The organism is Terrabacter sp. FW104-15G4B (assembly GCF_058790095.1).
Genome location: NZ_JBYTCI010000060.1, coordinates 4,854 through 5,975 on the forward strand (window position 1 = coordinate 4,854; position 1,122 = coordinate 5,975).

General features: G+C 56.5%; 1 rRNA gene (cut by a window edge). It reads right to left on the bottom strand.

The window, feature by feature from the left end:
• Nucleotides 1-705, bottom strand: a 16S ribosomal RNA gene (locus AC3WRT_RS20520); it reaches 917 nt to the left of the window's first position.
• Nucleotides 706-1,122 lie beyond the last annotated feature (417 nt).

Here is a 1,122-nt window from a genome sequence, read left to right on the forward strand (position 1 = left end):
TGCCATCGGTGTTCCTCCTGATATCTGCGCATTCCACCGCTACACCAGGAATTCCAGTCTCCCCTACCACACTCTAGTCTGCCCGTACCCACTGCAAGTCCGAGGTTGAGCCTCGGATTTTCACAGCAGACGCGACAAACCACCTACAAGCTCTTTACGCCCAATAATTCCGGACAACGCTCGCACCCTACGTATTACCGCGGCTGCTGGCACGTAGTTAGCCGGTGCTTCTTCTGCAGGTACCGTCACTTGCGCTTCTTCCCTGCTGAAAGAGGTTTACAACCCGAAGGCCGTCATCCCTCACGCGGCGTCGCTGCATCAGGCTTCCGCCCATTGTGCAATATTCCCCACTGCTGCCTCCCGTAGGAGTCTGGGCCGTGTCTCAGTCCCAGTGTGGCCGGTCGCCCTCTCAGGCCGGCTACCCGTCGTCGCCTTGGTGAGCCACTACCTCACCAACAAGCTGATAGGCCGCGAGCCCATCCCAGACCGAAAAACTTTCCACACCATACCCATGCGGATTGGTGTCATATCCGGTATTAGCTCCGGTTTCCCGGGGTTATCCCAGAGTCTGGGGCAGGTTACTCACGTGTTACTCACCCGTTCGCCACTGATCAGACCAAGCAAGCTTGGCCATCACCGTTCGACTTGCATGTGTTAAGCACGCCGCCAGCGTTCGTCCTGAGCCAGGATCAAACTCTCCGTTGATGTTCAAACACCCATCACCCACACCGAAGTGCGACGATGAGCAAACTTTGAACCCCGAAAGGGTCCGAAAACCTGACTGAAGTCGAACAACCAGCTCAAAAAGAGTTGATCATCCGTATTCAACCAAAGGATAATTCGCTCAAAACCACAACCGTCACCAAACCACCAGATGGGCTCAGATCAACCGGCCACGGCCTCGAGACGAGGTAATTGGCATCGATTTTTGACACGCTGTTGAGTTCTCAAAGATCGGACACACACCATCAACCAACTCACCGAGCCAGCCTCCGGGGCAACCCTTCAAACTTACCCGCCCCACCCGACCGAGTCAAACCCGCGAACCGCCCTCAGGACGACCGGACCCAACCCGCCTGGAATCAGCGGAACCTACTCACCGAAGCCTACCGGACCAACCAG